The organism is Haladaptatus cibarius D43, from assembly GCF_000710615.1.
Classification (GTDB): Archaea; Halobacteriota; Halobacteria; order Halobacteriales; family Haladaptataceae; genus Haladaptatus; species Haladaptatus cibarius.
The window spans coordinates 218056-244545 of the sequence record NZ_JDTH01000002.1; the positions used below are offsets into that span (position 1 = coordinate 218056).

24 protein-coding genes are annotated in these 26490 nt (G+C 58.9%); 16 read left to right on the forward strand and 8 right to left on the reverse strand.

Annotation, left to right across the window (positions count from 1 at the left end; genetic code table 11):
• Nucleotides 1–46: 46 nt before the first annotated feature.
• Nucleotides 47–508, reverse strand: a complete 462-nt coding sequence (pyrI, locus tag HL45_RS06320; RefSeq protein WP_049970300.1) for an aspartate carbamoyltransferase regulatory subunit — start codon at nucleotides 506–508, stop codon at nucleotides 47–49.
• Nucleotides 505–1416 (reverse strand): aspartate carbamoyltransferase, encoded by a 912-nt coding sequence (gene pyrB, locus HL45_RS06325; protein ID WP_049970301.1) that lies wholly within the window; start codon nucleotides 1414–1416, stop codon nucleotides 505–507. The genes pyrI and pyrB overlap by 4 nt, the downstream gene beginning before the upstream one ends.
• 81 nt (nucleotides 1417–1497) lie before the next feature.
• Here pyrB and HL45_RS06330 point away from each other — a divergent pair, with 81 nt between their 5' ends.
• Complete coding sequence (locus HL45_RS06330) at nucleotides 1498–2145, forward strand: MinD/ParA family ATP-binding protein (protein WP_049970302.1); 648 nt, start codon at nucleotides 1498–1500, stop codon at nucleotides 2143–2145.
• A 23-nt stretch (nucleotides 2146–2168) separates the two neighbouring features.
• Nucleotides 2169–2792 carry an RAD55 family ATPase gene (locus HL45_RS06335; protein ID WP_049970303.1) on the forward strand — a complete coding sequence of 208 codons (624 nt, stop codon included), beginning with the start codon at nucleotides 2169–2171 and terminating at the stop codon, nucleotides 2790–2792.
• A gap of 75 nt (nucleotides 2793–2867) precedes the next feature.
• Here HL45_RS06335 and aglJ read toward each other — a convergent pair whose 3' ends face one another.
• Nucleotides 2868–3782, reverse strand: coding sequence for an S-layer glycoprotein N-glycosyltransferase AglJ (aglJ, locus tag HL45_RS06340; protein ID WP_049970304.1), 915 nt, complete (start codon nucleotides 3780–3782; stop codon nucleotides 2868–2870).
• Nucleotides 3783–3887: 105 nt separating this feature from the next.
• On the opposite strand from aglJ, the gene HL45_RS06345 reads away from it, so the two are divergent.
• From HL45_RS06345 to HL45_RS20295, 9 genes are all read left to right on the forward strand, one after another.
• The gene (locus HL45_RS06345; RefSeq protein WP_049970305.1) at nucleotides 3888–5030 is read left to right on the forward strand and encodes a glycosyltransferase; all 1143 of its coding nucleotides are present in this window, start codon (nucleotides 3888–3890) and stop codon (nucleotides 5028–5030) included.
• A complete protein-coding gene (locus tag HL45_RS06350; protein ID WP_049970306.1) occupies nucleotides 5027–6181 on the forward strand; it encodes a glycosyltransferase in 1155 nt (384 codons plus the stop codon). The genes HL45_RS06345 and HL45_RS06350 overlap by 4 nt, the downstream gene beginning before the upstream one ends.
• A gap of 1 nt (nucleotide 6182) precedes the next feature.
• A complete protein-coding gene (locus HL45_RS06355) occupies nucleotides 6183–6866 on the forward strand; it encodes a glycosyltransferase family 2 protein (RefSeq protein WP_049970307.1) in 684 nt (227 codons plus the stop codon).
• Complete coding sequence (locus HL45_RS06360; RefSeq protein ID WP_049970308.1) at nucleotides 6863–8179, forward strand: sulfatase-like hydrolase/transferase; 1317 nt, start codon at nucleotides 6863–6865, stop codon at nucleotides 8177–8179. Before HL45_RS06355 ends, HL45_RS06360 begins: the two co-directional genes overlap by 4 nt.
• A 155-nt stretch (nucleotides 8180–8334) precedes the next feature.
• Nucleotides 8335–9630, forward strand: a complete 1296-nt coding sequence (locus HL45_RS06365; protein WP_049970309.1) for a sulfatase-like hydrolase/transferase — start codon at nucleotides 8335–8337, stop codon at nucleotides 9628–9630.
• Nucleotides 9631–9779: 149 nt separating this feature from the next.
• Nucleotides 9780–11255: an oligosaccharide flippase family protein gene (locus HL45_RS06370; protein WP_084156814.1), complete on the forward strand. Its 1476-nt coding sequence runs from the start codon at nucleotides 9780–9782 to the stop codon at nucleotides 11253–11255.
• Between the two features lie 53 nt (nucleotides 11256–11308).
• Complete coding sequence (locus HL45_RS06375; protein ID WP_049970311.1) at nucleotides 11309–14374, forward strand: oligosaccharyl transferase, archaeosortase A system-associated; 3066 nt, start codon at nucleotides 11309–11311, stop codon at nucleotides 14372–14374.
• Nucleotides 14375–14523: 149 nt separating this feature from the next.
• The gene (locus tag HL45_RS06380; RefSeq protein ID WP_049970312.1) at nucleotides 14524–15456 is read left to right on the forward strand and encodes a DUF368 domain-containing protein; all 933 of its coding nucleotides are present in this window, start codon (nucleotides 14524–14526) and stop codon (nucleotides 15454–15456) included.
• Between the two features lie 92 nt (nucleotides 15457–15548).
• Nucleotides 15549–15665, forward strand: a complete 117-nt coding sequence (locus tag HL45_RS20295) for a rubrerythrin-like domain-containing protein (RefSeq protein ID WP_139328840.1) — start codon at nucleotides 15549–15551, stop codon at nucleotides 15663–15665.
• On the opposite strand, the gene HL45_RS06385 is transcribed toward HL45_RS20295, so the two are convergent.
• Entirely contained in the window at nucleotides 15646–15981 is a 336-nt protein-coding gene (locus HL45_RS06385; protein WP_049970313.1) for a hypothetical protein, read from the reverse strand. The two genes, HL45_RS20295 and HL45_RS06385, sit on opposite strands and share 20 nt — an antisense overlap.
• A gap of 170 nt (nucleotides 15982–16151) precedes the next feature.
• Here HL45_RS06385 and HL45_RS06390 point away from each other — a divergent pair, with 170 nt between their 5' ends.
• A complete protein-coding gene (locus tag HL45_RS06390; RefSeq protein ID WP_144240022.1) occupies nucleotides 16152–16796 on the forward strand; it encodes a hypothetical protein in 645 nt (214 codons plus the stop codon).
• On the opposite strand, the gene HL45_RS06395 is transcribed toward HL45_RS06390, so the two are convergent.
• Genes HL45_RS06395 through glpA form a run of 3 tightly spaced genes read right to left on the reverse strand, consistent with a single transcriptional unit; the run spans nucleotide 16793 to nucleotide 21136 of the window.
• Nucleotides 16793–18133 carry an anaerobic glycerol-3-phosphate dehydrogenase subunit C gene (locus HL45_RS06395; RefSeq protein ID WP_049970315.1) on the reverse strand — a complete coding sequence of 447 codons (1341 nt, stop codon included), beginning with the start codon at nucleotides 18131–18133 and terminating at the stop codon, nucleotides 16793–16795. The two genes, HL45_RS06390 and HL45_RS06395, sit on opposite strands and share 4 nt — an antisense overlap.
• A complete protein-coding gene (gene glpB / locus HL45_RS06400; RefSeq protein ID WP_049970316.1) occupies nucleotides 18130–19416 on the reverse strand; it encodes a glycerol-3-phosphate dehydrogenase subunit GlpB in 1287 nt (428 codons plus the stop codon). Before glpB ends, HL45_RS06395 begins: the two co-directional genes overlap by 4 nt.
• Nucleotides 19406–21136 carry an anaerobic glycerol-3-phosphate dehydrogenase subunit GlpA gene (gene glpA, locus HL45_RS06405; RefSeq protein WP_049970317.1) on the reverse strand — a complete coding sequence of 577 codons (1731 nt, stop codon included), beginning with the start codon at nucleotides 21134–21136 and terminating at the stop codon, nucleotides 19406–19408. Before glpA ends, glpB begins: the two co-directional genes overlap by 11 nt.
• Before the next feature lie 690 nt (nucleotides 21137–21826).
• Between glpA and glpK the strand changes: the two genes are divergently transcribed.
• The 4 genes from glpK to HL45_RS06430 all read left to right on the forward strand — a co-directional run bounded on the left by glpK (nucleotide 21827) and on the right by HL45_RS06430 (nucleotide 25733).
• A complete protein-coding gene (gene glpK / locus HL45_RS06415; RefSeq protein WP_049970319.1) occupies nucleotides 21827–23377 on the forward strand; it encodes a glycerol kinase GlpK in 1551 nt (516 codons plus the stop codon).
• Between the two features lies 1 nt (nucleotide 23378).
• A complete protein-coding gene (locus tag HL45_RS06420) occupies nucleotides 23379–24524 on the forward strand; it encodes a hypothetical protein (RefSeq protein WP_049970320.1) in 1146 nt (381 codons plus the stop codon).
• A 63-nt stretch (nucleotides 24525–24587) separates the two neighbouring features.
• Complete coding sequence (locus tag HL45_RS06425) at nucleotides 24588–25028, forward strand: arsenate-mycothiol transferase ArsC (RefSeq protein WP_049970321.1); 441 nt, start codon at nucleotides 24588–24590, stop codon at nucleotides 25026–25028.
• Nucleotides 25029–25052: 24 nt separating this feature from the next.
• A complete protein-coding gene (locus HL45_RS06430; RefSeq protein ID WP_049970322.1) occupies nucleotides 25053–25733 on the forward strand; it encodes an HAD-IIB family hydrolase in 681 nt (226 codons plus the stop codon).
• A gap of 521 nt (nucleotides 25734–26254) precedes the next feature.
• Here HL45_RS06430 and HL45_RS21145 read toward each other — a convergent pair.
• Nucleotides 26255–26428: an HEWD family protein gene (locus HL45_RS21145; RefSeq protein ID WP_162833855.1), complete on the reverse strand. Its 174-nt coding sequence runs from the start codon at nucleotides 26426–26428 to the stop codon at nucleotides 26255–26257.
• Nucleotides 26429–26490: the final 62 nt, after the last annotated feature.

Consider the following 26490-nt stretch of genomic DNA (forward strand, 5'->3'; position numbering starts at 1 on the left):
ACCAAATCGACCGTTTTGGCCAGTTTGGGGGTTAAGCCGCCGTTTCTCACTTGACGCTGATATGTGCGGCGAGGTCGGTTCGGATGATCGTGTCGCAGTATTCGCATCGGACGCCGTCCGCAAGCACCTCGAATTTCGACTCGACGGGTTCGTCTTTCGTCGTGATACAGTTGCTGTTCGGACAGGAGAGAATACCGACAACTTCCTCGGGACGCACTAATCGATGTTTTTCTGCAACCTCGTACTCGCGGATGATGTTGATGCTCGCGTCGGGGGCGATGAGCGACAGCACGTCCACCTCGTTTTGGCTCAACTCTTTGCCCTCGACTTTCACGATGTCTTTCTGTCCCATCCGGTCGCTGGGAACGTTCATTCCGACGCTCACTGCCTCGCCGTCGGTTCCGTCGATGCCGAGGATGGCGAGGACGTTGAGCGCCTGTCCGGCGCGGATGTGGTCGATTACGGTGCCGTTTCGAATCTTACTGACGCGAAGTTCGTGGTCGCTCATTGTTCCTCCAGCATGGAATCCAGAATCGCCATCCGCACCGGGACGCCGTTGTGCGCCTGTTCGAAGTAGGTCGCGTACTCCGTGTCGTCCACCTCGGGCGCGATTTCATCGACGCGGGGAAGCGGGTGCATGATGGTCAAATCGTCCGTCGCATTTTCGAGTGTCTCCATGTCGATACGGTATTCGCCAGCAATCTCCCGATATTCGTTCTCGTCGGGGAAGCGTTCGCGCTGAATGCGCGTCACGTAGAGTACGTCCAAGTTCGGGAGCACGTCCTCGATGTCGGTGTGCTCGCGGACGCTCGCACCCGACTCGTGGAGGTCGTACCGGACGCTCCGTGGGAGTTGCAGACTGCCGGGGCTGATGAAGTGCTGACGGACGTCGAAGTTCGTCAGCGCGTGCGCCAGCGAGTGAACCGTCCGCCCGTACTTCAAATCGCCCATGATGCCGATGGTGATGTCGTCCAGTCCGGCGTTCTCCCGAATCGTGTAGAGGTCGAGCAAGGTCTGTGTCGGATGGTGGCCCGCGCCGTCGCCCGCGTTGAGCAGGGGAACGTCAACGAAGTCGCTCACCATCTTCGCCGCGCCTTGACTCGGGTGGCGAAGTACGAGCGCGTCGGCGTAGCCCTCGATGACCCGCGTCGTGTCGGCGAGGGTTTCGCCTTTCTTCACGCTGGACGATTCGACGGAACCCATATCGACGATGTCCCCACCGAGGCGTTTGATGGCGGTTTCGAAGCTCATCTTCGTGCGAGTGCTCGGTTCGTAAAACAGCAGACCGAGCAGTTTCCCCGCGTGTCGGTCGGCGAACGCCGAGGGGTCGGCGTCGATTTCGGCGGCGCGGTCGAGGACGGCTTCGATGTCCTCGCGCGCGAGTTGTTTCGTATCAATGAGGTGGTCGTCCCGCATCGTTTGAACAGGCGTCACCACCAGTCTTGAAAGCCACGGGTCGCCCCGAATTTTAAATCGGATGGCGGAACCAATCGCGGTATGCTCGCCATTGCAGGGGGAAAGGGAGGCTGTGGAAAAACGACGACCACGCTCGGTCTTGCCGGTGCATTCGGTAGAACTCGTCGGTCGGTGCTCGCGGTTGACGCCGACCTCGACATGCCGAACCTCCACCTGCTCGCCGAAGTGGACGGCGAACCGGGACTCGCGGCGGTCGCAAACGGCGGCAGTATCGAGGACGTTACGCACCCACCGCCCGAACCGTCCGGACTTTCCGGGGTTAGAGTGGTTCCTGCTCCGCAATCCGGAACCCGAGAGGTTCATTTCCCCGCCGCACTCTCCCGACTCGAAAATGGTGCAGACCACGTTCTCGTGGACTGTCCCGCCGGGGCAGGGCCGGACGCCGTCACGCCACTCCGCGCTGTGAACCACGTTCTGCTGGTGACGACGCCAGACCCCGCCTGTCTCCGCGACACGGCGAAAACCGCGGCGATGGCGCGCACGCTGAACACGCCCATCGTGGGTTGCGTCGTGACCAAAACGGAGCGCCCGCCGCCCGGCATCGAGCGATTGCTCGACAGTCCGATTTTGGCGACGATTCCCGACGTTGGCCCGCCCGTTCTTCCCGACGAATCAGTCGCTCGGGCATACGATGCCCTCGCGTCGGCTATCCTGTCCAAACACTTATGAACGCTGTCGGAGTTGTCGTATTTATGGGAGAGCGACTTTCGACCGGCGTTCCGGTGCTCGACCGGAAACTTGAGGGAGGACTGCCACCGGGGAGCACCGTCGCTCTCTGTGCGCCCCCCGCGAGCCAAGCCGAACTCCTCCTGTCGGAGTTCACGTCGAGTCGCCCCACGCTCTATCTCACGACCGACCGCACCGAGGAATCCGTGAGCGCGGAGTTTCGGCGCGCATCCGACAGGCGAACGCCCGAAGTTCGCTACATACCCGGCGATGCTCCCTTAGACCACGCCCGGCGACTGTTTCAGCGATTGCCGAGCGACTCGACGCTCGTCGTAGACCCGGTTGACCTGCTCGAACGCGAAGACCCGACCAGATACCGGAACTTCCTCCACGACTTGCAGAGTCACGTTCGCGGCACCGACAGCCTCGCCGTACTCCACTGTCTCGACGGCCGGAGCGTCCCCGACCAACGCGATATCACGGAACACGCCGTCGATGTGGTGTTCCAACTGCACACTGAGATTTCGGGCGACCGAGTGGAAAACCGGTTGGCGGTGCCGAAGTTCCGTGGCGGGCGCGCGCTTCCGGAAACCATCAAACTCGAACTCACCGAATCGGTCGCTATCGACACCAGCCGGGATATTGCCTAACTCCCGCGAAAAACGGGAAGAGAAAACAAGAGATTGAAAGCAAAAGCAAGAAACAGAAAAACGAGAACGGAGATTTTATCGCCGTTCGTCCATCCGCCGCATCTGTTCTCGATGAAGCGTGACGATCATATCCGAGAGGACGCCGAACATAAGCAGTTGTACGCCGAAGATGATGGCGACTCCGGAGACGACGGCGAGGACTTCGTGGCTCCGTCGAGGTGTGGCGAGGAACCATTCGAATCCAACGTAGCCGCCGACGAGCAGGCCGACGAGGATGGAGAAAAATCCGACGCTTCCGAAATAAAAGAGCGGGTTGTTGGTTTTGGCCAACTGGTAGAGCGTCATGATGATGTCCCCGCCATCCCAAATCGGGTGGAGATTCGTCTCCGACTCGTCGGGGCGCTCTTCGTAGGTAATCGGTACGACCGTCGTCGGAACGCTGTGTTTCACGCATTCGACCGCCAGTTCGGTTTCGACGCCGAATCCGTCGGACGTGAGATAGGCGCGCTCCGCGGACTTTCGGGAAAACGCCCGATAGCCGCTGAGAATGTCGCCGAAATCCCGGCCGTGGATGACCGAAAACGCCTGATTGATGATTCGGTTGCCGAACCGGTTCAGTTTGGTCATCGACCCGTTTTCCATGTCGGCGAATCGGTTCCCGATGACGTGTTCGTAGCCGTCGTCCAGCGGTTCGAGCATTACGTCTGCGTCTTCCGGTTTGTACGTGCCGTCGCCGTCTAGCATCAGGACGTATTCGGTTTCGACGTTCTCGATGCCTTCACGAACCGCTTGGCCCTTTCCGACTCCGGACTGTGCGATGACGCGAGCATCGCGATTTCGTGCGATTTCCTGCGTCTCGTCGTCCGAATTGCCGTCTACCACGAGAACGTTCGAAAAGCCCTGCTCCTGAAACCCCTGGATAACGTCACCGATAGTTTCGGCTTCGTTCAGCGTTGGGATGAGTACGCACACGTCCTCGGAGTCGGGCATTGTCGGGGAGATAGACACCGGGGGCTAAAAGCCCAACCTTTTCCTCTCGGATTTCCGACCGGGACAATCCATAGATGTTTAAAACAAACCGCCCAACCACCGAATATGAACCGGCTTGCGAAGGCTGCCGCGGTCGTCGTCGCGGTCGCTGCAATCCCTTATCTCGCATTTCTCGGCCTATACGGACTCATTCGTCCCGATGGCTCGCCCGCAAAAAAGCGGGAGGCAGAGCCGAGCGTGAGCATCGTCCTCCCGACGTACAACGAATCGGACATCATCGAGAAAAAACTGGACGACCTCCTCGAACTGGACTACCCCATGGAGAAAGTCGAACTCGTCGTCGTCGATTCGAGCGACGACGAGACGCCCGACCTGATTCGGGAGTATCTCGGCGACTACAAACATCCCGAACTGACCCTCATCGAAGAGGAAGAGCGCCGTGGCCTCGCCCCGGCGCTCAACGACGCCTACGCCGCCGCAAAACACGAGATGGTCGTGAAAACCGACTGCGACTCGTTCGTCGCAAACGACGCGCTTCGCGTTGCCGCGGCGAATCTCGCTGACCCCGGAATTGCGGCGGTTACCGGACAGAACGCAGAGGTTCTCGGTGGAAGCGAAGTCGAAGAAGGCTATCGCGGCGTGCAGGCACACGTCCAAACGCTCGAATCACATCTCGATTCGACGCTCATCTTCCACGGGCCGTTCTCCGCGTTCGAAAACGACGCTATCGTTCCCCTCGACCCGAACTCGCTCGCGGACGACACCGAACTCGCGCTGAAGATTCGCCGAAACGGAAAGCGCGTCGTCTTCGACCCGGACATCCGATACAGCGAGGCCTCACACTCCGATTTCAAAAAGCGACGATTGCAGAAAGACCGGCGCGGAATGGGTCTAATTCGGCTGCTGTTCCAGCACCGTGACGCTCTCGGCAAGCACGGCAACTACGGCGGATTCGTGCTTCCGTTCAACTGGTGGTTCATGATAGTTTCACCGTGGTTGGTCGCGTTGGGGATTGGCTTGCTGACTGGTGCCGTGCTGGTTGCGGCAGGCCCGTTCGGGTTAGTCGTCCCCAGCGCGCTCGCGGTTTTCGTTCGACTGGGTGGAAACGATCAACTCGGCCCACTGCAACCACTGTACGCGATTTTCGACGCGCAGGTGTCGCTGTTCCGCGCGAGTTTGGAACTGTTGCGTGGAGAGGGTGATGGAACGTGGGAAATTGATGAGGAACTGCGGGAGGCGTTCGAATGAGCGACATTGATTCGACTTCGCAGGATTCCAAGTCCGATGCTTCGCCTTCTGTCGCTATTCTTCATGACCGTTTTCCGCAAATCGGTGGCGGTGAGAAGTTCGCCATTGAGGCGGCTCGAACACTGAATGCTCCAATCTATACGATGTATGTGTACCCAGGCACGGAGATTCCGGACGACGTGCGTGTCATTCCTATCAAGCAAGAAAAGTATGCACGTGGTCTGTCGAAACATCTCCTCGCATGGAAAAACGAGGGGTCGAACCCATTTGAAACGCTTTCTGTTGCGATTGACATGACCGACGCGCATCCCGACCTCACACAGTACGACGTGGTTTTGGAGAGTGCGCCCCTGTCTAAACACTACGTTCCGACGGTTGACCAGACGATCATCCACTATCCACACAGTCCACCGCGATGGCTGTACGACCTCTATCGTGACCGGATGGAATCATTCGACTATCCCGGCGTTCGGTTCGCGCTGAAGACCTACGCGAAGTGGTGGCGCGCGTTGGACAAGGAAGCGAACGACTTCGTCGATACGTTCGTTGCGAACAGCGAACTCATCCGTGACCGGATTCAGCGGTACTATCACCGGGACGCAAAAGTCGTCTATCCACCCGTAACTGGAGATTGGCGCAACGAAGGCGACGATGGATACTTTGTCACGTGGTCACGACTCGCGCCCGAAAAAAGAATGCCGCTCCTTGCAGAGGCGTTTACCGAACTGGACGAGCGACTCGTCATTGCGGGTGACGGGGCGGAGAGGGAGAAACTGGAACGCATCGCACGCGGTCACGACAATATCGAAGTCCGAGGATTCGTCGAGGACATCGAATCGCTCGTCGCTCGTTCGACCGGTGTGGTTTACGCACCAGTACAGGAAGATTTCGGACTCGTTGGTGCGGAGGCACTGATGGCCGGAAAGCCGCTCCTTGGTGTGAACGAGGGTTTCACGAAATATCAGGTCGAAGAAGGCGTCACTGGCGAACTGTTCGAATCGACGGTGGAGTCGATTCAAGAAACCGTTCAAGCGTTCGACCCGTCGAACTACGATAGCGACACGATTCAGGAACGGGCTGAACGATACAGCTACGAATCGTTCCAGAGCGGACTGTGGAACGCCGTCTGTCAAACGGACGAGGAGGACTAAAATGGCGATAGAGCGTCCGATCACTGCGACCGACCCGCGGGTTTCGGTGGTCGTTCCGACGATTCCCGACAACAGCCACGCCGAAGTCGTCAAGTGTCTCGAATCCCAGACCTTCGATTCGTTCGAAGTACTGGTCGTGAACGATGCAACCCTCGATATCTGTGAAGCGAGAAACGCCGGAATCGAGGCCGCGAACGCGACAGTTGTCGCCCTCACGGACGACGACTGCCGCCCGGATTTGGGGTGGCTCTCCGCCGTCGCACACGAGTTCGATACGCAACCCGACCTCGCCTGTCTAGAAGGCAGAGTAGACGGCGGCCGAACCTATAATGGAAAACGTAAGTACGTCGGCTGTAACCTCTCTTTCGACCGAGACGCGGCGCTAGCTGTTGGAGGGTTCGACAGTGAGTACGCCGGCTGGCGCGACGACACCGAATTTGGTTGGCGGATGGAACGGGACGCCGACGGCGAGTGTCGGTACAGCGATGACGTCCGGATGACGCATCCCGAACAGCCGCGGGCGACCATCGACAAGACACTGGAGGCGCGACTAAAAGCCGCGTATCCGAACCGATACGAACGCGTTATCGTACCGGATACGACGATAGGCCGATTGAACGACTGGCTGTGGCGGAACGGTGTCTGGGACTTCGTAGACACTATTCGCTACGGGAGACACCAATGACCAACGTCGCACTCGTCGTGCTAGACACGCTCCGGAAAGATGCGTTCGACAAGCATTTCGACTGGCTTCCGGGACGCCGGTATGAGAACGCGTGGAGTACGAGCCACTGGACGGCACCAGCTCACGCCTCGCTGTTCACCGGCAAGTACGCGAGCGAAGTCGGCATTTACACCAACTCACAGCGATTCGACTGTGAGGAATCCTTGCTTGCCGAACAGTTCGCAGACGCGGGATACACCACGCGAGCGTTCAGCGCAAACCCGAACATCTCGCCCGCGTTCGACGCTCACCGGGGATTCCAGCAGTTCGACGGGGAGTTCCGTCTCGAAGAGTTGGGTGAAGAGATGTTCGACTGGGAAACGTTCATCGCAGGGTCCAAAGACATGGGATCGGAACGGTTCGCTATCGCGCTGAAACGGTGTCTTTTCGGCGATTACGAGACGATTCCGTCGTTGAAGCACGGCGCGAAATTGAAGCTCCGCGATATGGGTTTCGGGAAGACGGACGTCTCCGACGGTGGCGAACGCGCGATTTCCCTTGTTCAAAAAACTGATTTCGGTAATCGAGAGTTCTTCTTTGCGAACCTCATGGAAGCACACGCACCCTACCATCCACCAGAACCGTTCAAAACGGTCGAGGTAGACGTGGATACTATCCCCGCAACGGTAGGGAGTCCGGACGCTGAGCCGTCTGACATCCAGCAAGCGTACGATGACAGCGCGCGGTATCTCTCGCACGTGTACGAGCAACTATTCGAAGAACTTCGAGCGGATTTCGACGTCATCGTCACCGTCAGCGACCACGGTGAACTGCTCGGTGAACACGGCAATTGGGGGCATATGTTCGGCCTGTATCCCGAGCTCACGAACGTTCCGCTGTCGATATATACTGCAGACGGGGCGAGCGGCGAGAGCAATGTAGCCGTGAATCTCTGCGATGTTCATCGAACGTTGGTGGAATGTATCGATGTCGAGTCGAACAGACGCGGACGGAACCTGCTCGGGGAACTCGATGGTGAGGAGTTCTTGACTGAGTTCCACGGACTACGCAAAGCAAACTATCGCGGACTGCGAAACGAAGGATTAGAGGACGCAGATAGAGTGAACGAGAACCGAAACGGGCTTGTTTCCGGCGACTACTACGGATACGAGACGGTGGATGGCTGGAGCGAATGCGGGCCGAAACCCTTTGCGAATCCGAAACAGCGTCTCGCCGAACTCGTCGCGGACTGCGACCATCGGCAGGTCGAAGACGAAGAGTACGACTTGGACGATGACATCGTGTCCCGACTGGAAGACCTCGGATACGTTTAGCGGGACTTCGCGCTTCTCCGGCCAATCGGAGTCGCATCTGCCGACCGATACGGAAACGTTATTGTACCAGATGAGACAATAGGAGGAATAAATCATAGCTGTAGCGAAACCGAGTCTGGGACTTCGTGGATGCTATTTGAAGTAAAGGATAACTAATGACGAACGTTGCACTCATTGTACTCGATACCCTTCGCAAGGATTACTTCGACAAACACTTCGATTGGCTCTCCGGTACCCGGTTCGAGAACGCATGGAGTACAAGTCACTGGACGGCGTCGGCGCACGCTTCGATGTTCACCGGGAAGTACCCAAGCGAACTGCCCGTAAACAAGAAGAACGAGTTTTTCCCGGCGACTGAACCGTCCCTCATCGAACAGTTGGCCAAGAACGGCTATCGGACGCGAGGGTTCACGTCGAACATCTACATGTCCTCAAACTTCAACTTCGACAAAGGGTTCGACGAACTCGAAGTGTCGTGGCGCGTCAAACAAATCCCGAACGAAGACACGTTCAATTGGGGGGCGTTCATCTCGAAACATCAGGACGACGGGCCGTCACGGTACGTCAAAGCACTCTATCAGTGTCTCACTGACGATTCCGACACGGTTCCGTCGTTGAAGTACGGGGCCAAGATGAAACTGAACGACCTCGGCGTCATTTCGCACGAAGACGAAGGGAGCAAACGGGCGTTGGAGTACGTCCGGAAGTCGAACTTCGACGCGGACGGGGAGTTTCTCTTCTTGAATCTCATGGAAGCGCACGCCCCCTACGACCCTCCGGAGGAGTACAAAACAGTCGAGCGACCCGAAATAAACAAACGGCGGCCGTCGCTGACCGGCGGCTACGACGACCCGGAGTGGCCGCGCACCGCATACGATGACGCCGTCCGATACCAGTCGGACATGTACGAAAAGATATTCCGAGCGGTTCGGGAAGACTTCGACGTGGTCATCACCGTCGCGGACCACGGCGAGATGCTCGGCGAGGACGGCGCGTGGCTGCACTGGCTTGGGATTCGTCCGGAAGTGAGCCACGTCCCACTTTGCATCTCCGGTGACGTTGACATTCCGGACCCCGAGAGCGTTGCCAGCCTCGTGGATGTTCACGCGACAGTCGCGGACATCGCAAACCTCGACGTGTCGAGTCCGCGAGGAGCCTCTTTGCTCCGGTCTACGAACCGCGACGCGAGGCTAGTCGAATATCGAGGGCTGGCACAGCGTCGGCGAGAGGTCGTCGAGAAGGTCGGTGGCGACCCGGACGAATACGACCGAGATTGCTATGGAATTGCTGAAAAAAAGTACCATTACGAGACGCTCGATGGGTTCGTCGGCGACAAGGAGTGGCAACAAAAACTCTCGGAACTGGTCGAGTCGTTCGACTTCGAAGCGGCCTCGTCGGACGGCGTCTCGGATTCGGTGGTCGAACATTTAGAAGACCTCGGTTATGCCTAATCACTTACTTGCCAGTGCTACCATTCCGGCACTCGATTGGCCTCGGTTAGTCGAACGAGTGGTCAAGATGCTCCGGCAACCAAAGCGCGGTTCGAGCACACGATGACGGCCAAGACACTCGAACGTGCCGCCCATCGTGGAGACGACGTATGACCGAAGCGACTGATGTGAGCCTTGGTGGCGAGACGGGGAAGGCGGCAATTGCCAAGTTTGCAATGGCCGCGGTCGGGTTCGTCGCTAGTATCTTTTTTGCTCGGGAACTCGGTCCGGGAGCGTTCGGTGGATACTACCTGCTGTTCGGTTTGGTGAAATTCGCAGACCGGCCGCTGATGGGGTGGGCGACAGCGAGCAAAAAACGATTTGCTGATGACGAGACCAAGCGACGAGAAATCGTCGGTTTGCAATTCCTCTTCAACGCAGCCTGGATTCTCCTCGCCGCAGTCACAGCGTTGTTGTTGGCCAGCAACATTCGGTCGTATAGCGGCCTCGCTATCGGACCGCTACTGTTCGTAATCTTGCTCGTATCCGAGTCGAACTACGAAGCGTTCGATCGCATCCTCACGGCGAGGGGGCAGGTCGGACTCGCAACGTGGGCTGATGCACTCCGGTCGTATCTGACACTTCCGTTACAGGCACTTTTCGTGTTCGCTCTCGCGGGCTACGGCGCGGACGGGATGGTCTACGGTCTTGCAGGTGCGACAGTACTGACGTTTCCCATCGTTTTCTACTTCATCAAGACGAAACCAGCGATACCGTCGCTCGATACGCTCGCTAGTGTCGCTCAGTACGCCCGGTATAGCATCCCAACTGACCTCTTCATGAATCTGTACAGTCGTCTCGACATGATTTTGCTCGGCATACTGTTGGTACCGGCGACGGCGGCGAACTATCAGGTCGCGGCCCAGTTGACGGTTCCGGCGACGTTCGTTGCATCGCTGGCTGGAAGTGGTCTGATGCCCCGGGTGAGTCGGCTTTGGACCGAGGGGAAGGCGGTCGGTCAGGAGGTGACGAACGCGATTGCGTTTTCGAGCGTGTTCGCGGTTCCTATCCTGTTCGGTGCCTTGGCGATTCCGAACGCGCTCGTTGTGACGGTGTACGGATCGGAGTACGCCCTCGGAGCATCACTCATCGCTAGCATAGCGGCGTACCAGTTTCTCGCGACGCAGACGACGCCGTTGATTCAAACGCTCAACGGTATCGATAGACCGGACGTGAACATGCGCGCGTCCGGTATCGCACTCTCGGTCAACATCGTTCTCGGAGTGATTCTTACGCTCCAGTTCGGCCCGATTGGGGTCGTTATTTCCTCGCTCGTCGCGGAGAGCCTCATCTACGTGTTCACCGCGTACGTCGTGAAGCGACAGGTTCCATCAGTGGAACTGGTTCCGCGTCCACTGTGCGTACAGGTGAGTACCGGTGTGATAATGTTTCTCGTCGTCTCTGCAGTTAGTCGTGTCGTAGTCGTTCAGTCGTGGTTCGACCTCGGAATACTGCTCACAGTCGGTGCGACAACGTACGTAGGTGTATTGCTAGTCGTGAGTCCAGCGATTCGGACTACTGTTGGCAGTGTTTTGGATGGCTCTCGACTCGAAACATACATCCCGAGACGCTTCTTAAATTGGTAACCACCAGAGCGCCATCATAAGGCTTATCCCCACTTTGCCAGACCTTTCACTCGATGAGCCAAGGCACAGAACAGGTCGAGGAGTCCTCCAATCTCGCTGACTCCGTCCTCGACCAGATAGAAGACTGGTACCACATCCCTGCGCTCGCGCTTTTGCTGGGATTCATGTTGTGGGTTCGCCTGCAGTCCTACGACAGGTTCACCCGTAACGGCGAGGTGTTTCTCGCCGGTAACGACGCGTGGTACCACCTCCGACAAGTACAGTACACAGTCAACAACTGGCCCGCGACGATGCCGTTCGACCCGTGGACGTACTACCCCCAAGGGACGAGCGTCGGGCAGTTCGGCACGCTTTACGACCAACTCGTCGCAACTGCCGCGCTAATCGTCGGCCTCGGTGTCCCATCGCAGCAGACGGTTGCGCTGACGCTACTGGTCGCCCCAGCGGTGTTCGGCACGCTCGTCGCAGTTCCGACCTACTATGTCGGAAAACGACTCGGTGGTCGTCTCGGCGGCGTATTCGGCGTCCTCATCCTCGCATTGATTCCGGGTGAGTTCCTCCGCCGTGGATTGGTCGGATTCGCCGACCACAACGTCGTGGAACCGTTCTTCCAGACGCTCGCCGTGCTGGCAATGATGGTCGCCGTCTCGGTTGCCGAACGGGAACGTCCCGTCTTCGAGCTGCTGGCCGACCGTGATTTCGCGGCGGTTCGCCGCCCACTCGGCTATAGCGTCCTCGCAGGTGTTGCGACCGCGCTCTACCTCTGGACGTGGCCGCCGGGAATTCTCCTCATCGGCATCTTCGGCGTCTTCTTCATGCTGAAACTGACCGCGGATTACGTCCGCGGCATTAGTCCAGACCATCTCGCCTTCGTCGCGTCGGTCAGCATGGGCGTGACGGGTCTCCTTTTGCTCGTTCCGCTCGGGACGATTTCGTTCAGCGCGACGAAGTTCTCCATCCTCCAACCGCTCATGGCGTTCGCCGTCTCGATTGGCGCAGGATTCATGACGTGGTTGGCGCGCGAGTGGGACGACCGAGACGTTTCGCCGATGCTGTATCCGGTCGCCATCTTCGGCATTCTCGCCATCGGAACCCTGCTCGTCTACGTCGCGCTCCCGAACCTATTCAACCTGATTCAGAATAATCTGGTTCGATTCGTCGGGTTCAACGCGGGCGCGGCACAGCGAACCATCGGTGAAGCACAACCGTTCCTGCAAGGGTCACAGTCGCTTTCGTCGGCGGTCATCCCGCAGTACGGCCTGATGTTCTTCACCGCCATTCTCGGCGCGCTGGTGATGGTCTGGCGTGCGGTGTCGGCCGACGAACACGAGGCCGAAAAACTGCTCATCCTCGTCTGGGCGGCCTTCATCACCGCCGCCGCGTTCACGCAGGTTCGATTCAACTACTATCTCGCGGTTCCGGTCGCGGTGCTGAACGCCTACCTCCTCGGATGGATTCTCGGGGCGGTCGGATTCGACAGTACGACGCGCGATACGATTCGAAACGTCGAGATGTATCAGGTGTTGGCAGTTATCTTCGTTATCATGCTCGTCGTCCCCGGATTGGTCATGCCGGTGCAGGTCGGCAACGGCCAGACGGCCACCGCGGCCCAGACCGGTAACAGCACCGCGCCCGGTGCTGTTACCCAGTGGGATGGCACGTTAGAGTGGATGCAGACGAACACGCCAGAAGAAGGCAACTACGGCGGTGCCGGAAACGAAATGGAGTATTACGGCACCTACACGGAAGGCGACGGCGATTACGACTATCCGGAGGGGAGCTACGGCGTCATGTCGTGGTGGGACTACGGTCACTGGATTACGGTCGAAGGTGAGCGAATCCCGAACGCTAACCCGTTCCAAGAAGGTGCAACCACGGCCGCAAACTACCTGCTCGCCCAGAACGAATCCGAGGCGAACGAAGTGCTGAACGAACTCGGTGACGAAAACGAGCAGACCAAGTACGTGATGGTCGATTGGAAGATGGTCGAAACGAACGGCCAGCAAGGGAACGTGAAGTTCTTCGCGCCGACGGTGTTCAAAGACGGCGTCTCATCGGGTGACTATTATGAGTACGTCTACACGCAGCGGAGCCGAATCGCTCAACACAAACAACCGTACTACGACAGCCAGATGGTTCGACTGTACCGCTATCACGGAAGCGCGGTCGAACCGAGACCAATCGTGCTGGACTGGGAGACGACGCAAGGACAGAACGGACAACCCGTCAAGGTTGCTCCAAGTGCCCTCTCGCAGAACGCGAACGACACGGTCGTAAAGCGATTCGACACGATGCAGAAAGCCCGCGAGTACGTCCAGAACGACCCGACGTCGCAAATCGGCGGCATCGGGCCGTACCCGAGCGAGCGCATCTCCGCGATGGAACACTACCGCGTCGTGAAAGAAAGCCAGTCACAATCGACGCAGGTTCCGTCGCACTATCAGGTGCTTAGCCAGCGAGTGGGACTGCTTCAACAAGCGGGGATCTCCACACAGGACTACTTCCGCACGTCGCCATCGTGGGTGAAGACCTTCGAGCGAGTTGACGGTGCGACGGTGGAAGGAACCGGGCCTGCGAACACCAACATCACCGCCTCGGTTCGGATGCAGACGGACACCGGAAGCGCGTTCACCTACACGCAGAAGGCACAAACGGACGAGAACGGCGAGTTCACGATGACCCTGCCGTACTCCACGACTGGCTACGACCAGTGGGGAACTGACGAAGGCTACACGAACGTCAGCGTCCGTGCGGCCGGGCCATATGAGTTCCGAACGCCGCAAACCGCTGGTGAGGACGGTTTCGAGTTCACGAACGGCACGGCACAGGTTTCGGAAGCAAAAGTGCTCGGCGAGGACGACAGCCCCGTCACGGTGTCGGTTGACCAACAGCAGACGATTCCGGTGGAAGGCGCGAACAATTCGACCGGCAACAACTCCGCAGGCCCGAGTAACCCCGGCAATCAGACGGGAGACAACTCGTCCGCCGGAAACGGGTCGGTCGGCAACAACTCGACCGGAAACGAGTCGAACTCGCTTCCAGGCCCCGCGTCGCCGCTGACGCGAGGCAGTCTCGTCGGTGCGTATGCGGCGACGTTGGTCATCGCTCGACGCGACTGAACAGCAGTTCTTTTAATTCGTCTCTCCGGCCCCTATCCTCATATTCATGCTTCTCGTAGCAAGCAGCAGTGACGAGAGACGAGCGAGAATCGAGTACCGTCGAGCGTGGATGGGAATCGTTTTTTGATTGGCCCGGAAATCCCGGAGCAATGCGCGCCCTCTTGACGATTTACCTGAAGGGGATCTGCATGGGTGCCGCCGACGCGGTGCCCGGCGTCTCCGGCGGGACGATTGCCCTCATCACGGGAATCTACGAGCGACTCATTTCGGCAGTCGCGTCGTTCAATCCCAAAATTGTAACGAGCGTGTTCCAGATACACGACCCGGACGAACGGGCAAAGGTTCTGGCGATGCTCGAAGAGATGGACTTGCCGTTCTTGCTTGCCCTCGGTGCCGGAATCGCAACCGCAATCCTGACCGTCACCGGATTGGTAACGCTCGCAAGCGAACGGGTTCCGGTGCTCCTTTTTGCCTTCTTCTTCGGGCTCATTGCGGCGTCGGCCATCGTTCTTTACGACGAGGTTTCAGTCGAGACGCCGGGCCAAATCGGCGCGGCCATCGCCGGATTTACCCTCGCGTTTCTCGTGGCCGGCGCGGTGGAGCAGGGTGGCGGTTCCCAACCGCTTCCAATCGTGTTCTTCACCGGTGTGATTGCTATCAGTGCGATGGTGCTTCCGGGGATTTCGGGTGCGCTCATCCTCATGCTCCTCGGACAGTACAAGTACCTCTCGAACAATCTGCACGGGTTCAAAGACGCGGTCGTCGGCCTTCTCAACGGCGGTTCCGTTGATGCTCTCGTTGCGCCGGGCGCGGTCGTCATCACGTTCGTAGTTGGTGCAGGAATTGGTATCCTCACCGTTTCGAAGGCCGTTTCGTGGGCGCTCGACCACTATCGCGCGGCAACACTCACCTTCCTCGTCAGTCTGATGGTCGGCGCGCTTCGGTTCCCTATCGAGAGACTACTTATAGCGGATACGTTCGCGTGGACGCCGAGCGTTCTCGGTGGTGCAGTCTTCGCCGCACTCGTCGGCGGTGGGGCAGTCCTCCTCCTCGACCGCTACACCGACGACCTCGACTACTGACTCGATTCGGCTGTTGGCGAGGTTATTTTCGACGCGAACCGGATTTTCGGCTGAATCAGAGTTAACTAACTTCCCGACGTATCTCTACCGAGATGACTGCGACCTACGAGTGCGAACAGTGTGGCAACCGCGTGAGCGCGCTTAAACATCCCGGAGAGTGCCCGGACTGTGGCGGGGAGATGCGAAACGTCAGCGTTTCGCGCGAGTGAGTTCGGGTGGTTGGGTGAGTTCGGCAAACCGTGAGAAGTGACGGGAGGGGAGTGCTCCGATTCGTGCTGAAACGTCGTCGAGCGACTCGTCCAACTCGGGTAGAAACGTCTCCGCTTCTTTCGTCGGAACTGCTCCCTCGGGCGTCGCTTCGATGAGTGTCTCGTCTTCGAGCATCCCGAGCGCAGCACGGGTTTCGTGGTGTTCGTGTCTTAATTGGCGCGACAGACGACGAATACCGGCGGGTTCGTTTTCCCGGGTGAGTATCTGCACTGCACGCTCGAACAGCGCGAGTTCGCGGTGAAGGCTATCGAACACGGGAGTATGCAGTCACCGAACCGGCTAAAACGTTATTTCGAAGTGATATTTAGTGATATTGAGGTCACGGTATTCTAAATGGAGCCTGTATCAGTTGTATATCTATCATTATGTTGTGCTATAAAACATACGAAAAAATTCAAGTGTAGTGGTGAGACAGTCTGGCAGTAATGGATACAAATAATCAACTTGGTGAGGTAAACAAGTCCCTCTGGTGGTTTGGGTGGCGGCCGAGAGCGACGGCAGCCCTTGGAATTGGCTTTGGATTGGTCATCGCATATCTCACACAAAGCGCCGCGGGATTCGTCATCGGGTTCTCTACCATCGTCGCATTCTGGTATATTGGGACGAGAGAAATCAATAATCGATATCGGTCAGTTCTCAAAACGTATGCCGACTACACGACGAAGGCAGGAAAGCGAATGCTCCAACTTTCGCCGGACGAGACATCATCGTACACACTGACCTACGGTTCGGGACTGTCGTTGTCCGTCAACCCGAGCAAACAATACTATTCGACCAGTTTACTCGTCGGAGATACCTCCGTTTCCATCCACGAAGGCGTTGGACTCGACATGGTAAATCGAGTCCCATATCTCGATGACAGCACGAGAGAACTGTACTACGACCAGATTTCGTCGGTGAGCTACGACAACCCATATCTAGAAATCAAAACATCTGATGGAGATACACTTCGGTATCAATCCAGTCGCCAACCGGATGACGCCCTGACAGACTTACAGAACCGACTCCGGAGTTACAAGAGAAACATTCGACAGGAACCCAAAGCGAGTGCTCCCGGCGCGCGAGCCTAATTCACGAGCGCCGAATCCAGCACTTCGAGCGGATGTCGAATGTCGTAGCCCGTCCCGTGATTCATCTGCATCGCGCAGGTCGGACATTCGGTCATGCCCGTTTCGCTTTCAACGTCTTCCATGTGTTCGAACATCTCGTCGCCGATTTTCATCGACGTGTCGTACTTCTCCGATTTCCACCCGTAGGTGCCGCTGATACCGGAACAGGAGTCGCCCACGTCCACCGGGTCGGTGCCGTCGAGTGCGGACAGCAGTTCGACGGCCTGTCCGTCGAGTCCCTGATTTTTGGCGTGGCACGGCGCGTGGTAGGCCAGTTCGCCGAACTCGGATTCCGGAACCGACGAATCGGCGAGTTCGCCCTCCAAATCCTCGTGAACCCGGAGATATTCGAGGGCTTCGAATGTGTTCGCGGCGACCTTCGCGGTTCCGTCGAACGAGTAGAGTTCCGGGTACTCCTGCCGGAGCGCCATCGAACAGGACGTACACGAGCAAATTACGTCGTAGCCTTGCTCGACTAACGCGGCGAAGGTTTCGATGTTGAACTTCGCGGCGCGGCGCGCATCGTCCATCATGCCGTTGGCGAACATCGGCGTGCCGGAACAGCGCTGGTCGGGCACGGCGACTTCGTAGCCGAACTGCTCAAACACGCGAACCATGGCTTTCGCCACCTCGGGCGTGTTGTAATTCGAGTAGTCACCGTGGAAGTAGGCGACTCGCTTGTCGTCGTTCTCCGCCGCATCGCCGCGTTTTGTCCGCGCCTCCTGCGCTCGCTCTTTCGATGTGGCTTTGCCACCTCGCTTTTCCCACCAGTCCGTAAACGTCTCTGTCGCAAAGTCGGGAAACTCGCGCTGGCTCGTAATTCCCATCACTTTCTCGTTCACGAACTTCGTCACGGACAGTCCCATGACGAAGTTCGTGAGTCGCGGGAATTTGGAGGCGAGTGGCGCGAGTCTGCCGTAGTTCGACAGAATCCGGTTTCGGATGTACTCCCGCGACAATTTTGACATCTGTTCGTCCACGTACTTGCCGCGGGCCGTGTTGTGCATCTGGGAAAGCGGCACTTCGGATGGGCAAGCGTTATCACAGCGCATGCAGTTCGAACAGGACATCACCGAATCGTCGATGTCGTGGTCGCCCTTGCGCTTGAGTCGCCACTGCTCCGGCCCTTGGAACTTCGGCCCGGGGAAGTCGTCGTCAACCTCCGCGACCGGACACTCCGTGTCGCAGGTGGAGCATTTGTAACAGTCGTCCGACCCCGGTCTGAGGTCCATCGGTTCGCCACTGAATACGTCCTGTAGTTCGGATGGATTTCGTGATTCTGCTTCCTTCTCACTCATGGATTCACCTCGTCGCTTGCCTTTCGTCCCGCGACAGTGCCGGTCGAAAGCGAGACGCCGCTTGCTGATTTCTCCGCCGAAACGTCGCAGTTACCGAGAACGCCGCCGACAGCGCGGAGGTTCTCGAACTCCGGTTCGCCCGCCGAATCGAGCGGGCGCAGTTCGTCGTCCACCTGCACCCCAAATCGAGCGAATGCATGGTTGTCGAACGCCCCGTCTTCCGACCACTCGTATCGGTCTTCCGGCGCGGGAACGCGACAGTCGAAAATCGGTTCGCGGACGCCCTCCCGGTCGGAGTCGATTCCCTTCCCGACCAGTCCGCCGGTTGCCAGCACGAACTGCTCGCCGTGGAACGGAATCGCCGCGCCGTTTCGCTCCACGACGACCGCGGAAATCTCGCCATTGTCCCCGCTCTCGAAATCAACGACCGGGTTTCCGGTCGTGATTCGAACGCCCGCCTCCTTCAGTGCGCTTTCGAACTGCGCTTCGAGGCGCATTCCGGGCAGACTTGGCGGTCCCATCGGGATTTCGAACACCTCGACGTCCAGTTTTCGTTCGAGGGTCGCCCGAACGTCCTCCGGGTGGTCTTCGCCCAACATCGCGGGAAAGCCGATTCGTTCCGCATCGCCGAGATGGGGTTTGATTTTCTCCGCAAGCGCGATTCGAACCGGTTCCGACTGGGAGACGTTCTCGCTACTCCCGATTTCGACGCGCTCGTTTTTGTCCAGCGCGTGGGCCAGTCTGGTTATTTTGGCGTCGGTTCGAAACTCGCCGGGGAACGACAGCGTGACGCCGCGAACGTCGAACGGAACCGTTTCCCGGAGATGCTCCGCGGCCACCGGGGCATCGAAGTCCACAACCGTCTCGAACCCGACGAGCAGGGTGTCGCGCTCGTCGCTTGCCAATCCGGGTGCGGTGTGTTTCGGGTATCGCGCTGTCGGCTTGATTCGCCCCCCGAACGTCGGGACGAGCGCGTTTCTGTCGGTGTGGTCGCCCGCGTAGTCGGCCACCGAATCGAACAGGGCGAGTCCGGCGCGGACGCCGTCCTCGCCGACCTTTTGATACGGGTGTTCGTCCGGCAGTGCAGAAATCGTCTCGAAGGGATTCGAGACGATTTCGCCTTCAACGTAGCCCAGCACGTCGATAAGCCCGCTGGCGAACCGCAGGGTGCTCTCTTTGTGCGAAAGCAGTCTGACCCGCGACCCCTCGCGAGCCGCGGACAGCGCGGTTGTCATTCCGGCCAACCCGCCTCCGATGACGACGACATCGTCCTCAATCGCCATTAATTCCTCCGTCGCCATCGACGACTCCCTTTCCGTTTCGACCTGCGTCGAACGCCGAGAAGTCGATGGTGTCGGTTTCGGCGTCCTGCCCTCCGTTCGCCTCCGGGGCATCCCGGTTCATCGTCGTCGCGTGGAGCGCATAGTTCAGCGCGGCCTGCGAGAGCTGTTCGCCCCAGAGGGCGTGGCGCTCGCCCTTCCAGCGTTCCTGAAACAGTTCGTCCAGTGCTTCGCGGGCGGTCGGTTCGTCGTGTTCCGGATGGAGTTCGTTCGCCATCCGATGACAACAGATGCCGCCCTGACAGTTGCCCATCGAGGCACGGGTTCGAATTCGAACCGCATTCAGGTCGGTGCCCGACCCGTCGATTGCGTCTTGAATTTCGGACTGCGTGACGGCTTCACATTCACAGAGAACCGGGTTCGGCCCGTCCGTTTTCAGGACGTCGTCGGCCCGACTGCCGAGTCGCTGGACGCTCCGCCGTCCGATTGGCGAGCGAATTCCGAACTCGTCCATGTAATCGCGGAGGATCGAAAAATCGTCGCTTCCGGGGAGCGGTTCGTCGGCGGTTCTACATCTGCCGCGAACCCCGAGTTGGTCGCAGACGTGGTCGGAAATCTGTTCCGCCATCGCCCGATACGTGGTGAACTTCCCGCCGACGATGCTGGTCAGGCCGGTTAGGCCGTCGCGTTCCTCGTGGTCTAAGAGGAAGAAATCCCGCGTGATGTCCGTCGGGTCTGTGGTTCCCGTCCCCGGCGGTTCGTACAGCGGGCGAACACCCCAAAACGACCGAACCGTTCGGGAGTCACGAAGGATGGGAACCAGTTTCGACAACTGGTCTATCATCATATCAACTTCCCAGCCTTCTTCGGGGTAGTTTTCAGGGTCAGAAACTTCCTCGTCGGTCGTTCCGAGAATCGCGGTCACCTCGTGCGGGACGATGATGTCTGCGTCGCCTTTCGGTCGGCAGTGGTTGATGACCGTATCTACTTGTCGGCAGTTCATCACGACCATCACGCCTTTCGAGGGACGAACTTCGATATCCACGCCCGCCATCTCGCCGAGTTGCCCGGCCCACGCCCCAGTCGCGTTGACCACGTAGTCGGCCCGGATTTCTTCTTTCGTGCCGGGCCTCGCGTGGTTTCGCTTGCCCGGCCCGCTTTCGTGGCGGACTTCGACGCCGACCACGTCGTTTTCGTCCACGAGTACGTCAGTCACTTCCGCGTGCGTTTCGATTCGCGCGCCGTGCATCTCCGCGTCGGCGGCGTTGGCGACGCAGAGACGGAACGGGTCGATTGCACCGTCGGGAACCGAGATTGCGCGTTTTACGTCCTTCGTCAGGTAGGGTTCTTGATCGCGCGCTTCCTTCGCGGTGAGGACTTCCGCCGGGATGCCACACTCCCGACAGCCTCGGAGTTTTTCCTCGAAATAGTCGTCGGAGTCACCTTCCAACTGGACGAACTGGCCGCCCGTCATCTCGACGCAGTGGCTGGCGATGTCCCGGAGGACGCGATTTTCTTCGATACATTCCGTGGCGCTCGCTTGGTCGGAGACGGCGTACCGGCCGCCGCTGTGGAGCAGGCCGTGCATCCGGCCCGTCGTTCCGTGGGTTAGATTGCCTTTTTCCACCAGCGTCACGTCAACTCCCCGCAATGCGAGGTCGCGGGCGATGCCCGTGCCCGTCGAGCCACCCCCCACGACGAGCACTTCGGCGTCGTTTGCCATGTTTGGTAGTTAGTTGGAGTCCACTTTACGATACCGCCCGTTTTCCGTGGGAATCGGAAGACGGCTTCCGGATAATATTGCCAGCTCGAAAGGACAGCCAATCGGCGATGTTAGTGGTGGACTGTCTTCAAACAGGTTGGTTACAGCTACGGACTCTACTACACGACCGCCACCGCATGCGCCACGAGGTTTGTGAAGATTCACGCGACATTCGATTTCCAACACGGCGCGCGAAGGCGACGATAGTCGTCCGCGCGAGGTCTTCGTGAGCGACGACGGAGTTCTCGTGAGCGAAGCGAACGAGAGCACGGAAGAGCGTGTCTCTTCCGGAGCGAGCGAACGAATCGGTTGGAGAGACGTGCGGGCGGTTTCATTGGAGTCGTGACTTGTAAACGACACCGCGAAACATCATGGTGAAACAACTCTTGGAAACAAACTCTGAAACTCGGTGTCCGTTCCCTTCTGTTCGCAGTTCACTGGACTGCGCTGTCGTCCCCTCCACCGAAACTGCATCCTTCATTCCAGCAGACAAATATCCAATAATTTCTCGATTCGTCGTTATTTCGAACACTAACGGACAAACGGATTCGAATTACACAGAGACAGAAACAAAAACCAAGAAATTCGAAACAATTTTAACATAAGTTATTTATAACCATATTTTATTTGGGAGTACGTCACATTGTGAGCATGGCACCGAGTGAAACCTACGTCGGTTCAATCGACCAAGGGACAACCGGGACTCGATTCATGGTGTTCGACCACAGCGGGGCGGTCGTGGCCAACGCCTACGAAAAACACGAACAGATTTATCCCGAACCAGGGTGGGTCGAACACGACCCGCTCGAAATCTGGGAGAACACGAAGTCGGTCACCCAGTCCGCGCTCGCGGAGGCGGGCATCGAGGCCGAGCAACTCGCGGCCATCGGCGTCACCAATCAGCGCGAGACGACCCTTCTCTGGGATGCAGACACCGGCAAACCGGTTCACAACGCAATCGTCTGGCAAGACCGGCGAACCACCGACCGAATCGAGCGGTTGGAAGCGGACGGCAAAACGGACGACGTTCGCGCCAAGACGGGCCTCGAACCGGACGCCTATTTCTCGGCGACGAAAGCCGAATGGTTGCTCGACAACGCCGACCCCATCAAAACCCAGCGCGCGCGACCCGCGGACTTGCGCGACCGAGCCGAAACCGGCGAAATTCTGTTCGGTACAATCGACTCGTGGCTCATTCACAATTTGACGGGCAACCACATCACGGACGTAACGAACGCCTCGCGGACGATGCTGTTCGACATCCACGAGATGGATTGGGACGAGGAATTGTGTACCGAGTTCGACGTTCCCAAAGAGATGCTTCCGGAGGTTCGACCCTCCAGCGACGACGACACCTACGGTTCGACCGACGCCGAAGGATTCCTCGGTGCGGAAGTGCCCGTCGCCGGCGCGCTCGGCGACCAGCAGGCCGCCCTGTTCGGGCAGACCTGCTTCGACGCCGGAGACGCGAAAAACACCTATGGGACGGGAAGTTTCTTCCTACTCAACACGGGCGAAGAGGCAGTGACGAGCGAACACGGCCTGCTCACGACGGTCGGCTTCCAGCGGTCGGGCGAACCGGTGCAGTACGCGCTGGAAGGGTCGATTTTCGTCACGGGCGCGGCAATCGAGTGGCTGGTCGATATGGATTTAATCGAGGACGCAATCGAGACGGAAACCCTCGCGCGAAGCGTCGATTCCACTGACGGCGTTTTCATGGTGCCAGCGTTCACCGGACTGGGCGCACCCCACTGGAACCAGCGTGCTCGCGGGACGCTCGTGGGGATGACCCGCGGCACCAGAAAAGAACACGTCGTGCGGGCAACCCTCGAATCCATCGCGTTCCAAACCCGCGACGTAGCCGAAGCGATGGAGGCCGACAGCGGCATCGAAGTCGAATCCCTGCGCGTGGACGGCGGCGCGGTGAAGAACAACTTCCTCTGTCAACTCCAATCCGACATCCTCGGAACCGACATCGTTCGTCCTGTCGTGGACGAAACGACAGCACTCGGGTCGGCCTACGCCGCCGGACTCGCGGTTGGCTACTGGGAAACCGTAGACGAACTTCGGAACAACTGGCAGGTTGACCGCGAGTTCGAGACGGAAATGGAACTGAACGGCACCGAAGCCGACGAAAAGTACGGCCGCTGGCAGGACGCGGTTTCGCGCTCGCTCGACTGGGCGCAGGAAGGAAGTGACTAAGATGGCGGATTTATCAGCACTCTGGGCAGTAGAGATGCTCATCGCGGCGTTCGCAGGCGGCGCCTTCGGCGCGGCACTCGGTGCGCTCCCGGCGTTCATCTTTACTGGCTTCATGGTCATCGCAGGAGAGTCTGCGAACATCATCGGAAAAGCCGTTGCCGGAGCGTCCCAGTCGGGACCTGTGGCCGAACTCGCAGCGGTCGGCATCACTGGCTCTATCGCGTTCGGCGCGCCGTTCTCGCCCGCCATCAGTTTTGCGGGCGGTGCAGCGGCGGCCGCCTACGCCGCGAAACGCGGCTACATGGAGTCCGGGTTCGACTACCACAACGCGAAGGACATCGCCTTCGCACAGGGTACCAAACCCGACGTGCTCGCGGTCGGTGGCTTGTTCGGGATTATCGGCTACTGGCTCGTCGAGTTATCAGCCGCCTTCGCCATGCCCTACGACCCGATTGCGATGGGCGTCGTGCTCTCAGCAATCATCCACAGGCTCGTCTTCGGCTACGACATCATCGGCGACACTGGCAAAGGAATCCTCAACATGAAACCGTTCGAGGACGGCAACCGGCGTATCATCGGCGAGGCCGCGACTGAGGGCGAAGAGACGACGCCCGACGAACCAGTTGCCGACGGCGGGGCAACCGTGGAGGGGCGATTCGTCGTTGAGCCGTGGCTTCCCCACCAGTACAAGTGGGCGAACGTGGCGACTATCGGCCTCGTGGTCGGTATCCTCGCGGCTTACATCGCCTACATGACTGGCAGTCCATTCCTCGCGTTCGGTATCAGCGCGGCGAGCCTCGTCTTCCTGAACTGCGGTGTCGAGAAAATTCCGGTCACGCACCACATGAGCCTGCCAGCGAGTACGGCGGCGCTCGCACTCGCCCCCGCGAGCGCGTCGGTGACGCAAATGGCACCCTCCGAAGTCGCGTCGGTGGTGCCGTTTCTCCCCGCGTTAGTCGTCGGAGGAGTCTTCGGCGTCGTCTGTGCACTCGCCGGAGAGGTTATCCAGCGAGTGTTCTACGCGCACGCCGACACGCACCTCGACCCGCCCGCGGCGGCTATCGTGGTCGGTACCCTCCTCGTCGCGATACTCGCCATCCTCGGCGTCTTCCCACAAGCCGTCTGGGTGCCGACGTTCGGCTTGTAACGACCGACTTCTATTTTCCCAATTTTCGGAACGTACATCACGCTCGGAGAGAATCGTCGCTCGATGGACGACGACACGCTCTCTACACCCCGTATCGCCTTCGTCTGCGTGCAGAACGCCGGGCGAAGCCAGATGGCAACTGCCTTCGCCGAGGAAGAAACCGACGAACGAACGCTCGACGTGGAAATTCTGACGGGCGGCACCCACCCCGAAGACGAGGTTCACGATGTCGTCGTCTCCGCGATGGCCGAACTCGGCATCGACATTTCAGGACGAAACCCGCGCAAAATCACGACAGACGAACTGATTTCGTGCGATTACGTGGCAACCATGGGCTGTTCGACGCTGGACGTGAGCGAAGCCGAGAGCAAGGTAGAAGTGCGCGACTGGGATTTAGACGACCCGCACGGAGAGAGTATTGAGGGAGTCCGCGAGATTCGGGACGAAATCCATGAGCGCGTCAGCGACCTGTTCGACGAAATCGAATCAGAACGGCGGGTCTAAGTGCGAGACGAGCGAAGTTCCGGTATGGTTCCGCCGCTCGTTCTCGACATCGACGGCACGATGACCCGGCCAGACGACTCCATCGACCCGCGATTTTTCGACCTGCTTCCCGACTGGGAGGCCCCCATCGTGGTCGCCACCGGCAAAGCATTCCCTTACCCCGTCGCGCTCTGTCACTTCCTTCAGATTCCACAGAACGTTATCGCCGAAAACGGCGGTATCGTCCTCGTGGACGACGAAATTACACGAAACGGTGACGGCGAGGCCGCCTTCCACGTCGCCGAGGAGTACGTCGCCGACGGCTACGAACTCGGTTGGGGCGAAAGCGACCTGACGAATCGGTGGCGTGAAACAGAAATCGCGGTACAACGCGACCAACCACTCGGCCCATTGTCCGAACTCGCCAGCGAACACGGCTTGGAGGTCGTGGACACCGGGTTCGCCTACCACGTCAAACCCTCCGGCGTGAGCAAGGGACAGGGGTTGAAAGCAGTCGCCCAACTCCTCGACCGCGACCCGGAGGAGTTCGTCGCCATCGGCGATTCGGAAAACGACGTATCCACTTTCGGCGTCGTCCGCGAGAGCTATGCGGTGGCGAACGCCGACGAAAAGGCGAAACGGGCCGCCGGAACCGTGGTCAATGAGTCGTATTCGGACGGCACGATTTCTGTTCTGGAGGAGCTTCAGCGCGGGTTTGATGAGTGAGTCGGGGAAACAGATGCGGATTCACGAAGCCAGATTTTCCGTGTGGCGTGCGCTGGCGAGACGGTGCGAACAGTGGTCGGTCGCACCGTCTCGCTGATAGCGCGCGAGGGATGACTGAGTGAACGAAGTGAGCGAAAGAATCGGTTGGGGAGGCCTGTGGTCGGTTGCGGCGCGGTAGCGGTATGATTGGAGTCGGGAACTGTAAACACCTTCCCGGAACAAATTTCAAAAACTCGTTAACGGTTCTCCTACTGTGGCGGTTTGATGGAGACGTGATTTGCTAACAACGGTGTCAAACAGTCAACTGTATTCTAACCTGATTCTGCTGGACGAGTTCGAACTCGTCACCATCACGCAAAATTTCTACGAACACCTTTTCAACCGTCCATCCGGCAATTACGTTTTATCCCGATTCCGGCGCAGTTCCCGCGCCAGCGCAACCCCACCTATCGCCAAAACACCGAGCGCAAGCACCCACGGGCCGGTCTGTCGGCTACTCACTGAATCGACACGGTTCAGAGTCATCCTTCCGGTTTCACGATGGGGTTGTGCGTTCCGTTGATGTTCCACTCGTGAAGACAGAAGGGACGCCCCTCGTCCCCGGCAATCGTCCAGTTGTGGTTCGACTCGTTCCACTCGTCTTTGCGCCCGCACCGCGTGCATCGGCGTCGGTCGGGTCGATTGAGTTCCGCCATCGAAACGAAATGAGGACGCGAGGGGACTTAAGCGAACGGCAACAGGGCATTTTACCGCGCGC

Bases quoted from the DNA above. Each gene is read 5' to 3' on its own strand.
- HL45_RS06420 (WP_049970320.1), top strand. From the start codon at position 23,379: ATGGCGGATTTATCAGCACTCTGGGCAGTAGAGATGCTCATCGCGGCG.
- HL45_RS06390 (WP_144240022.1), top strand. From the start codon at position 16,152: ATGGATACAAATAATCAACTTGGTGAGGTAAACAAGTCCCTCTGGTGG.
- HL45_RS06360 (WP_049970308.1), top strand. From the start codon at position 6,863: ATGACCAACGTCGCACTCGTCGTGCTAGACACGCTCCGGAAAGATGCG.
- HL45_RS06365 (WP_049970309.1), top strand. From the start codon at position 8,335: ATGACGAACGTTGCACTCATTGTACTCGATACCCTTCGCAAGGATTAC.
- pyrB (WP_049970301.1), bottom strand. From the start codon at position 1,416: ATGCGGGACGACCACCTCATTGATACGAAACAACTCGCGCGCGAGGAC.
- HL45_RS06330 (WP_049970302.1), top strand. From the start codon at position 1,498: ATGCTCGCCATTGCAGGGGGAAAGGGAGGCTGTGGAAAAACGACGACC.
- HL45_RS20295 (WP_139328840.1), top strand. From the start codon at position 15,549: ATGACTGCGACCTACGAGTGCGAACAGTGTGGCAACCGCGTGAGCGCG.
- HL45_RS06345 (WP_049970305.1), top strand. From the start codon at position 3,888: ATGAACCGGCTTGCGAAGGCTGCCGCGGTCGTCGTCGCGGTCGCTGCA.
- HL45_RS06355 (WP_049970307.1), top strand. From the start codon at position 6,183: ATGGCGATAGAGCGTCCGATCACTGCGACCGACCCGCGGGTTTCGGTG.
- HL45_RS06430 (WP_049970322.1), top strand. From the start codon at position 25,053: ATGGTTCCGCCGCTCGTTCTCGACATCGACGGCACGATGACCCGGCCA.
- HL45_RS06370 (WP_084156814.1), top strand. From the start codon at position 9,780: ATGACCGAAGCGACTGATGTGAGCCTTGGTGGCGAGACGGGGAAGGCG.
- HL45_RS06375 (WP_049970311.1), top strand. From the start codon at position 11,309: ATGAGCCAAGGCACAGAACAGGTCGAGGAGTCCTCCAATCTCGCTGAC.
- HL45_RS06335 (WP_049970303.1), top strand. From the start codon at position 2,169: ATGGGAGAGCGACTTTCGACCGGCGTTCCGGTGCTCGACCGGAAACTT.
- pyrI (WP_049970300.1), bottom strand. From the start codon at position 508: ATGAGCGACCACGAACTTCGCGTCAGTAAGATTCGAAACGGCACCGTA.
- glpK (WP_049970319.1), top strand. From the start codon at position 21,827: ATGGCACCGAGTGAAACCTACGTCGGTTCAATCGACCAAGGGACAACC.
- HL45_RS06350 (WP_049970306.1), top strand. From the start codon at position 5,027: ATGAGCGACATTGATTCGACTTCGCAGGATTCCAAGTCCGATGCTTCG.
- HL45_RS06425 (WP_049970321.1), top strand. From the start codon at position 24,588: ATGGACGACGACACGCTCTCTACACCCCGTATCGCCTTCGTCTGCGTG.
- glpB (WP_049970316.1), bottom strand. From the start codon at position 19,416: ATGGCGATTGAGGACGATGTCGTCGTCATCGGAGGCGGGTTGGCCGGA.
- HL45_RS21145 (WP_162833855.1), bottom strand. From the start codon at position 26,428: ATGGCGGAACTCAATCGACCCGACCGACGCCGATGCACGCGGTGCGGG.
- glpA (WP_049970317.1), bottom strand. From the start codon at position 21,136: ATGGCAAACGACGCCGAAGTGCTCGTCGTGGGGGGTGGCTCGACGGGC.
- HL45_RS06395 (WP_049970315.1), bottom strand. From the start codon at position 18,133: ATGAGTGAGAAGGAAGCAGAATCACGAAATCCATCCGAACTACAGGAC.
- HL45_RS06380 (WP_049970312.1), top strand. From the start codon at position 14,524: ATGCGCGCCCTCTTGACGATTTACCTGAAGGGGATCTGCATGGGTGCC.
- aglJ (WP_049970304.1), bottom strand. From the start codon at position 3,782: ATGCCCGACTCCGAGGACGTGTGCGTACTCATCCCAACGCTGAACGAA.